Below are 9481 nucleotides of genomic sequence, written 5' to 3'. Positions count from 1 at the left end.
TGCCGAACTCAGTAGTGAAACGAAACAGCGCCGATGATAGTGTAGCATTTGCTATGTGAAAGTAGGACATTACCAGGCTTCAAATTGTAGAGAGCCCGACTAGAAATAGTCGGGCTTTTTTACGTCTGCAGAAAAGTGAATGCGCGCAATAAATATACACTCACATCAACACCTAGCACGTAGGTCGGGCGAGCGTAGCGACTCCCGACACAAAGATAGTGTAGCATTTCACTGTGGCTCTCCACCGCTGTGGGCACTACGACATTCTACTGCGTAGCGCACAGGCTTCAAATTGTAGAGAGCCCGACTAGAAATAGTCGGGCTTTTTTACATCTCCAGAAAAGTGAAATATGGGGGAGTAACGGACATTACATACTCGATTCTTCTCTAATTTATCTAAATGTACAAGTTGAGCGGAAAAGCTCATTATTCCAGTACTAAAGTTAATAACCAAATTTAAAGGCTATTTAAAATAGTCCATAAGCTTGGGTTTCTTCACTTTCAGATTCTTCTAGTTGAGCTGGTTTAAATATTACGCTTGGATCAATTAATACACTATGCTTTTGGGGGAGCTTGATTAATCCTAGCATCATATTTGTAGTTTGTGGGTCTAGATCAAAACCAACCTCAGTGAGCTTATCCAGTGGCTTTATGTCTTCTTTTTTATAGTCGATATTATCTTCAACCTTATCTACTAATAAACCAACATGTGGATTTAATCCATCTTTGGTGGTGAAAACAATAATAGGTTTATAGTCTAAGGTTATTTGCTCTTTAGCGGATTCAAATAAACGCTCAAGCTGAATTAGACTACTGCGCTTAATTTTGTCGAGCAGAGCTGATGTGTGTTTATCATCACTTCGATTATGGGCTGCTATGGCTGCTTTCGCTGTTTCTAGTAATGATTGGAAGGGCTCGTCAAGCCGAGACATTGTTAATTTTAAGTCTTCATTGTCGGTGTTGAATTCTTTGTAAAACAAAACAAAATCTTGTAGTTCGGCGTCATTATTTGAAATAGAAGCCGAGCTATTTAATAAGTTACTATGAAGGGTATTAAACCAGTTTAATAGTTTGTCTTGCCATATTCTTAGTTGTTTTAGTACATGCGCATTACTTTGTTCGGTTGAGATATTATTTAAAATAATACCTAAATCAAAAACAGGTGTTGGTGTATCCATATAATCTTTAACACCAATAAAGCTTTTATTATTGTTTGGTAAAGTTGTTAGATTATTGTCAAAGCGCTCAGTTAATAAAATATCGAGTATTTTTAGCGAAATTGTTTTGCAGCCCACTTTAAAGTTTATTAATTCCATGCCTTTATCTTAATTTACCTCTTAATGCTTTAAGGATAGAACAAATTAAATAAATAGCTTAAAGATGGATAAAATTTAACAGAGATAGGGCAGCTAGAAATTATTAGATGGTGTTAGTGAGGTTTTTTATGGCACGTTTAAATTGATTTTCAAGCTGCTTTTTTCCTAATAAACCTAAGTGTTGAATCACTTTTTCATTACTTTCATTTTGAAGTACTAATTTTATTAAAAGTTGTTTATCCGACTCTGTTAATTGAGATATATAAGAAGGTGACTGACTCAGTAACTGCCAAAGAGTTGCAGAGATACTAAATTGAGTGAAGTTACTTTTAGTGAGCAGTGCTAATCGCTCGTGAGTCTCTAGGATTATTAACTCGTCGCTAAATCCTTCAATTATAATATTCACGAGTTGCCAATCTAGTGTTTTAAAGTGTGTTAAAAGAGCATAAAAGAAATCGTTTTTAAACTGCTTTTTTAGGGGTTGAAGAATTGTACTTTTGTCACTTAAGCATTTAACTACAAGCGCCGAATGTTCAGCGGTGCTTTTATCGCGTTGATAACCTAATTTTACAGTATCAAACCCTAGGTTTTGCCAAAAATTAAGTAACTGCGCTGTTGCGCCAAAGCTTGCACCAAGCCAACTACATTGGCTTTTTACCTGCGATTCGCAATAACTAAGTAACTTTTTACCAAGTCCTATATTGTGGGAACTCGGATCAATCGCTATTCGTACAACGCGAGCGCTCAGTTGTGTTAAACAGTCATTATTAAAGCTAAGTTGTGAGAGTGCTTGCGCCATTAAATGTCCTTGCGGACGGCGCTCTCCACTTATAACCTGTAGGGCAAGTTCTTCACTCAAACCACCTTCTATGGCGATTAAGCATACGCCAACTAATTGATTATTAATTTTGCTAATAAATAGTCTTTGCGATGGTGCGTCTAGTAGTTGGCGTAAGTCGTTGACACTACTTTGATAGTGAGCCAGTGCAAGTAGGGCAATAACTTGCTGCAGTAAAGATTCATTGTTTACAAGGGATTGCTGAGTTACTTCGCTATGAATTGGCTGCTCTAATTCACCACTACTTAACTCTATATATTCTGCATCGAGTGCAAGCAAGGTGCGAATGTGCTTCTCGAGGGGATCGTGTTTAGCAAAACGCAGTGGCTCATCAAGCGTTACAACTTTAGAGGCTTTATAGTGCGCTTTAATATAGTTACTAAAGCGAATGGTATAACCCCTACCATTGCCCTCATACCCAACCAGAGTGCTTGCAAATACTATACGAGGGTAATGAGCTAGCATTTGTAGTAATAACGGAACAGGGATTGCTGCAGCTTCATCAACGAGTAGTAAATCGCACTCAGGTAGTGTGTTTAATAACGCGTCAGGTGCAACGTAGTGCAAGTTGGCGAGCTGTTTATGTTCAGCGTTGTATTGAAGGCTTAACTCTTGGGCTAAATATTTAAAGCTGCTATGGGTCGCTTTAAACTGAGTGCTGCAAATAATTACTTTTTTATCAGTTAGTTTTGCCGCGGCTAAGCCAAGTGCTGCCGACTTACCTCTGCCTCTATCAGCATTAATGAGTAAAGGCCTGTTTGCACGGCCATTAGCTACTTTTACTATCTGCTCAATACAGTTTTGCTGTGGTAGATAATCAATTTTATTATGCATTACATAGCTAGCGTTATTACTAATACAGCCATTTTTTTCACTAAAGTGAAAAGCAGGTAACGGTTTAATAATAGTCGCGAAACGTTGATTAAATATGCTGTAGTCAATGCTCTGACCGTGTGATTGCACTGTACTTAATGCGGGATCTTGCCAAGAGGCTAAATCATCTAGTTCAGGCAGTAATAAAAACAGTATACCTCCTGCTTTAACGGTGCCGGCAAGTGCTGCAAGTTTATCAGGGTGCAAACCACTAAAACCATCGTAAACAGCATGAGCAAATTCTTGCCCTAAAATTTGGTGTGTGCGAGTAGGCCAGTACGAATTTTTAATCGCGCACTGCTTTGATACAACAAGTGTATTGTTTTCATCTATTAATGAGTTAAGTATTTCATAACACCAAGCTGGGCTGCCCGTGATCAACACTAGCTGACGATGATACGCGCCAGCTAATTGTTGCTCTAACTCATTTAGGTGTGCTTTATACCGCTTGTAATCGTGCATAGGCCGTTACTAACCATTTGCTACCAAGGTCGTCAAAGTTAACTTGTACGCGAGATTGTGCGCCACTACCTTCATAATTCAGTACAGTACCAATACCAAACTTAGCATGCAGTACGCGTTGTCCTAAGTTAAAGCCACTGTCTTCAAATGCGGCATGGCTAACTGATGCGCTAAAACGCCCAGCGGCAGGCGGGCGAGAAACCTGTGTTTTAATACGGATTTCTTCTACGCAGTCTTCAGGGATTTCGCGTAAAAAGCGAGATGGGCTATGGTATTTTTCTTGCCCGTATAAACGGCGACTCTCAGCATGGCTAATGTATAACTTATCCATTGCTCGTGTCATGCCTACATAACAAAGGCGGCGCTCTTCTTCTAAGCGACCCGACTCTTCGTTGCTTTGCTGAGAAGGGAACATGCCTTCTTCTACGCCTACCATAAACACTAGCGGAAACTCTAAGCCTTTAGCTGAGTGAAGCGTCATCATTTGTACGGCGTCTTCGTGCTCTTCTGCTTGTCCTTCACCTGACTCAAGTGACGTATGGGCTAAAAAGCCTTGTAAAGGTGAGCTGTACTCTTCGTCTTCAGGCAGCTCATACTGATCACAAGCGCTAATTAGCTCTTCTAAGTTTTCTACGCGAGCACGGCCTTTTTCACCTTTTTCGGCTTGGTACATTGCCATTAAGCCTGAGGTTTGAATTGTGTACTTGGCTTGCTCATGCAAAGTTAGATCGCTAATTTTATCTTCTATTTGTTCTACTAGTTCTACAAACTTACTTACTGCACCAGAAGCACGACCAGATAAATGCTGTTGTTCTACAATTGCTTTTGCGGCATACCAAAGCGGTAACGATTCTGCTCGTGCACAATCTCGTATATGGCTCAATGTTTTATCGCCAATACCGCGTGCTGGCGTATTAATTACACGCTCAAATGCGGCATCGTCTTGACGATTACCTACTAGGCGTAAGTACGACAACGCATCTTTAATTTCTTGTCGTTCGAAGAATCGCATACCACCATAAATACGGTATTTTAAGCCTTCTTGTAGCATGGCTTCCTCGAGTACACGAGATTGCGCGTTACTACGGTATAAAATTGCGGCATCTTGTAGGGCATTACCTGCATTTAACCAGCTTCGTAGTTTGCTACTTACAAAGCGCGCTTCGTCTAACTCATTAAATGCCGCATAAATAGAAATTGGCTCGCCATCGTTACCGTCGGTCCATAAGCTTTTACCCATACGCTCTGAGTTATTTTGAATTAATGCATTAGACGCTTTCAAAATAGTTGCAGTTGAACGGTAGTTTTGTTCAAGACGAATGGTTTCTGCGCTAAAGTCAGTTAAAAATCGTTTAATATTTTCGATTTTAGCACCGCGCCAACCGTAAATACTTTGGTCATCGTCGCCTACAATCATGATACTGCTTGTATCGCCTGCAAGTAACTTTAACCATGCATATTGAATGGTATTTGTATCTTGGAACTCGTCTACGAGCATATGTGCAAAGCGTTGCTGGTAATGACGTAGTAACGTAGGGTTATTTTTTAACACTTCGTAGCTGCGTAGTAATATTTCGGCAAAATCTACTAGGCCTGCTCTATCACAGGCCTCTTGGTAGGCGGCGTAAACACGCAGCATCATTTGTTCGTTAATATCGTATGCTTGAATATCTTTAGGACGAAGTGCTTCATCTTTTTTGGCGCTAATGTACCAGCCAAATTGTTTGGCGGGCCATTTTTTGTCATCAATATTCATTGATTTTAATAAGCGCTTGATCATTCTAAGTTGATCGTCAGAGTCTAAAATTTGAAAGGCTTCTGGTAAGTTAGCTTCACGGTGATGAGCACGTAGAATACGATGCGACAAACCATGGAACGTACCAATCCACATACCACCTACAGGGGCTTTTAGTGTTTCTTCAACGCGGCTGCGCATTTCTTTAGCCGCTTTATTAGTAAAGGTTACGGCAAAAATACTGTAAGCAGATGCTTGCTCAACTTGCATAAGCCACGCAATACGATGAACTAACACTCGTGTTTTACCAGACCCAGCACCTGCTAATACCAGCATGTTTTGTAGTGGGGCTGCAACGGCATCGCGTTGTTTGTCATTTAAGCCATCGAGTAATTGTGAAACGTCCATCGTTACGCCTTTTTAATCAATATTGTGGGCAGTATAACAGGTGTTTTTGTTAGGCTAAATAAAATACTGTTTTTATAAACAGCTATTTATAAAATAGCCTTAAAAACGAGTAACTTGCTAGTTTTTTGAACAAGCAAAAAAGTGTAAACGCATAATAAAAATTGCTAATTTGACCTAAAGTTAGCAAAATTTACTAACTCTTTAAATCTAGGGTAATTTAACTATTTGATTTGTAAGCTTTAATAAATTGGCATAGAGTGTGTAAGTAAATAATTATAAAATCAAATAAATACAGAGGTTAGTATGGCAGATCAAGGTTCTGGCGGTAACGTAATCGCAGCATTATGTAATATATTTTTTCCTGGTTTAGGGCAGTTAGTGCAAGGGCGTATTTTAGCGGCTATATTTTTTGCACTCGCTATTATAATAAGTTACGCACTAATTTATGTGCTTGTAGGTTTTGTACTTGTGCCTATTATTTACTTATGGTCGATTATTGACGCAGCGCGTTATAGATCGCGAAGTTAACGGCTTTAAAGTTGAGTAAAATAGCGCCCTAGTGGCGCTATTTTACTTTATATGTCCTGTGGTTTGCGGGCGTTTACGTATATAATTACGTAATTAAAGATTTACAGGCAAACCCTATGGAATATCAATTTATTCGCGACCCTATTAGTGGGCTACGTATTAAAATAAGCAGTGAACACGCCATTATTGGTCGCTGGCTAAACGAAGAAATAGGCAAAGACAAAGTAGCTATGGTGCAAGCGCTTATTGCATCGGTGAGTTCAAGCTATGAGCCGTTAACGCTAAAAGGCCAAGAAATAGATTTAATATTAACCAAAGACGAAGCACTATTTGAAGCCCATGCGCTTCATCAAGACAGTGAAGACCTAATAGCGTATCAAGATGACGATTTAGCGCTTGAAGAAAATGGTTTAAGTAGTGGTTGTGGCTTTGAAGATTTCATTGATTTAATTGATTCATGGGCTGAATTTAGCGGCTCAAAGTAAACTACATATTAAGATAGTGCTGATGCGTTAAGCTTCCTTTATCTGTACTATTACACTAATCAAAAACGACAGGAATGAATATGTCTGCCAATTTAAACAAGCTAGTAGTTATGCTAGAAATGCAAAACGCCATGAACACTAAAGTACATGAGCAATGGTTTACTCAAGGATTCGAATGGTACCGCGCTATTTGGGTTGAGTGCGCTGAAATGCTGGATCATCATGGTTGGAAATGGTGGAAAAAACAAACACCAGATACTGAACAAGTTATTTTAGAGTTGGTTGATATTTTTCATTTTGGTCTATCGCTTAGAATTGACGGTAAAACTAGCTACGAAGACTTAGCAAAGCAACTTGAAACTGAGCTTAGTAATGCGCAACAAGCGGATGACTTTAAACAAACGCTAGAAATATTAGCGGCTTGCGCTGTTGCAGATAAAACGTTTAATGCCGCTGCCTTTGCCGGCTGTATGGCGCAAATGGGTATGGATATTGATGATTTATATCGCGGCTACGTAGGTAAAAACACGTTAAACTTTTTCCGCCAAGATCATGGCTACAAAGACGGTAGCTATATTAAAGAGTGGAACGGGCAAGAAGATAACGAGCATTTAGTTGAAGTAGTTAAAAGCCTTGATACAGAACATGCAGATTTTGCAAAGTTAGTATACCAAGGCCTTGAAGCGCGTTACCCAAAAATCTAGCCCACGTAAACTGAGTTAAATAATCTTACGATAGTCGGTAACACTAAGGTAATCGGCTATTTCGTTATGTGGTTGTTGGCTATCAGGGTTAGCAACTGCCAGTAAGTGCTCGATGCCGTATTCTCGTGCGGCATTTAATACCGGCACACTGTCATCTACAAACAAAGTGCGCTGCTTATTAAACCCTAAGTCTTTTTGTACTTGGTGCCACAAACTTTGCTGCTCTTTACTTACTCCATATTCATGAGTAGACACTACACCATCTAGGTAGTTATCAATCGCTGTGTGCTCAAATTTTAGCATGACGCTCTCAGGGTGGGCGTTGGTAAGTAAAATTAACTCTTTGCCTGCTTTTTTAAGCTCGGTTAAAAAATGAGGTACGTCTTCGCGCATTTTAATTAAATGCTGAGACTCTCGTTTAAGCTCCATTATAGGCAAGCTTAATTGCTGCTCCCAATAATCTAAACAATACCACTGTATTTGACCGCTCACAGCTTGATAGCGTTTTAAAATATCTGCTTTAGCTGCATCTAGGCTAATGCCTCTAGCTAATGCGTGTTGCTCAGGGATAACGTTAAGCCAAAAATGACTGTCGTAATGTAAATCGAGTAATGTTCCATCCATGTCGAGCAAAACGGTATCGATTTTTGACCAATTTAACATAGGAATTTCAACTTATAAGGTTTATTATTGAACTAACTGCCATGATAGCAAATTAACGCCAATGACACAGAAAAAGCACCCAACACCACCACAAATCCTCAGTAACAATGTTGTTGCTAAAAGTCGCCTGTTTACTGTGGAGTCTTTAGAGTTAAAGTTTTCTAATAACGAAGAGCGCCAGTATGAGCGAATTCGCGGCGGTGGCCGGGGAGCAGTGATGATTGTTCCGTTAAGTGCAGATAATGAGTTACTACTTGTACGTGAATACTGTGCGGGCACAAACAATTACCAGTTAGGTTTTCCTAAAGGCTTAATTGATCCGGGCGAAACGCCAGAGCAAGCTGCTAACAGAGAACTTAAAGAAGAAATTGGCTTTGGTGCTGAGTATTTTAAACCATTAAGAACAGTAACAATGGCGCCTAGTTACTTTAATGCCACTATGCATATTTTATTTGCTAAGCAATTATACCCACAAACCCTTATTGGCGACGAACCAGAGCCGCTAGTTGTTGTTAAGTGGCCATTAACTCAGTGGCAGTCATTATTAGACCAAGAAGATTTTACCGAAGCACGCAGTGTTGCAGCTTTGCTATTATTAGATAAGTATTTAGCGTCTGGAGCTGCCGATGAATAAATTAATCGAACCGTGCATTGAATTAGCTGAGCGTGCTGGCGATGCAATTATGGCCATTTATAAAAAAGGCGATATTGGCCAACAAGAGAAATCAGATAATACGCCTGTTACCAAAGCTGATTTAGCAGCAAATGACGTACTGGTTGCTGGATTAAAAGTCTTAGCGCCCGATATCCCAATTATGTCGGAAGAAACACCTATACCTGCACTCGCCGACAGACAGGACTGGCAGCGTTATTGGTTGCTCGATCCGATGGATGGTACTGGCGAATTTATTTTAGAAAGTGGCGACTTTGCAGTAAACATTGCATTGATTGAAAATAATCATCCTGTACTTGGCGTTATTCATTGGCCTGCAAAAGGTGTGACTTATTTTGCTACAGCTAAAAATGGAGCCTTTAAACGTGAAAACTCAATTGATAAGCAAATATCTGTAGCGCCGCCAGAGAGCTTGACGCTTGCAGTGAGCCGCCGCCAAAAAATAGAAGCGGTGAGTCAGTATTTAAATAGTCAGTTTACAACGATTGCTATTGGTTCGTGTTCTTTAAAAGCCTGTACTGTTGCAGAGGGCAAAGCAGATTGTTTTTTAAGAATTGGTCCAACGGGAGAGTGGGATACAGGTGCTTCACAAGTTATTGTTGAAGAAGCCGGTGGTTGTATTACCGACGCAGAATTTAACCCGCTAACGTACAACCAACGCGAGAGTACTGAGAACCCTGACTTTATAGTAATGGGACATCCAGACTGGGAATGGCAAAAAATGATTAATCCGCATCAAAGATTGAGCGCAGAATAGTAATTTGGTTGCTTTTTGTTCGGTTGAACAACTTTAATT

General features: G+C 39.9%; 9 protein-coding genes. 5 read left to right on the top strand and 4 right to left on the bottom strand.

The features are described from left to right. Positions 1–467: 467 nt before the first annotated feature. The 3 genes from H5115_RS17625 to uvrD form a co-directional block, all read right to left on the bottom strand. On the bottom strand, positions 468–1316 hold the full coding sequence (locus H5115_RS17625) for a chemotaxis protein (protein WP_182756561.1): 849 nt from the start codon (positions 1314–1316) through the stop codon (positions 468–470). Positions 1317–1419: 103 nt separating this feature from the next. Then, positions 1420–3489, bottom strand: a complete 2070-nt coding sequence (locus H5115_RS17620; RefSeq protein ID WP_182756559.1) for a GNAT family N-acetyltransferase — start codon at positions 3487–3489, stop codon at positions 1420–1422. Next, on the bottom strand, positions 3467–5632 hold the full coding sequence (gene uvrD / locus H5115_RS17615) for a DNA helicase II (protein WP_002963007.1): 2166 nt from the start codon (positions 5630–5632) through the stop codon (positions 3467–3469). Before uvrD ends, H5115_RS17620 begins: the two co-directional genes overlap by 23 nt. Positions 5633–5935: 303 nt before the next feature. Between uvrD and H5115_RS17610 the strand changes: the two genes are divergently transcribed. The 3 genes from H5115_RS17610 to H5115_RS17600 all read left to right on the top strand — a co-directional run bounded on the left by H5115_RS17610 (position 5936) and on the right by H5115_RS17600 (position 7349). Next, positions 5936–6160, top strand: a complete 225-nt coding sequence (locus H5115_RS17610; RefSeq protein ID WP_002963009.1) for a hypothetical protein — start codon at positions 5936–5938, stop codon at positions 6158–6160. Between the two features lie 116 nt (positions 6161–6276). Next, positions 6277–6645: a YacL family protein gene (locus H5115_RS17605; RefSeq protein ID WP_002963010.1), complete on the top strand. Its 369-nt coding sequence runs from the start codon at positions 6277–6279 to the stop codon at positions 6643–6645. Positions 6646–6725: 80 nt separating this feature from the next. Continuing rightward, on the top strand, positions 6726–7349 hold the full coding sequence (locus H5115_RS17600; protein WP_149593734.1) for a dUTP diphosphatase: 624 nt from the start codon (positions 6726–6728) through the stop codon (positions 7347–7349). 15 nt (positions 7350–7364) lie between these two features. On the opposite strand, the gene yrfG is transcribed toward H5115_RS17600, so the two are convergent. Next, positions 7365–8012: a GMP/IMP nucleotidase gene (gene yrfG / locus H5115_RS17595; RefSeq protein WP_008166464.1), complete on the bottom strand. Its 648-nt coding sequence runs from the start codon at positions 8010–8012 to the stop codon at positions 7365–7367. 61 nt (positions 8013–8073) lie between these two features. Here yrfG and nudE point away from each other — a divergent pair, with 61 nt between their 5' ends. Then, complete coding sequence (nudE, locus tag H5115_RS17590; protein ID WP_154903622.1) at positions 8074–8646, top strand: ADP compounds hydrolase NudE; 573 nt, start codon at positions 8074–8076, stop codon at positions 8644–8646. Continuing rightward, positions 8639–9442: a 3'(2'),5'-bisphosphate nucleotidase CysQ gene (gene cysQ, locus H5115_RS17585; protein WP_166376355.1), complete on the top strand. Its 804-nt coding sequence runs from the start codon at positions 8639–8641 to the stop codon at positions 9440–9442. Before nudE ends, cysQ begins: the two co-directional genes overlap by 8 nt. Positions 9443–9481: the final 39 nt, after the last annotated feature.

It is taken from the genome of Pseudoalteromonas sp. SR44-2 (assembly GCF_014163745.1).
Lineage (GTDB): Bacteria > Pseudomonadota > Gammaproteobacteria > Enterobacterales > Alteromonadaceae > Pseudoalteromonas > Pseudoalteromonas distincta.
The sequence above is the reverse complement of the archived record's forward strand: the minus strand, read 5'-3'. Positions and strand labels throughout refer to the sequence as shown.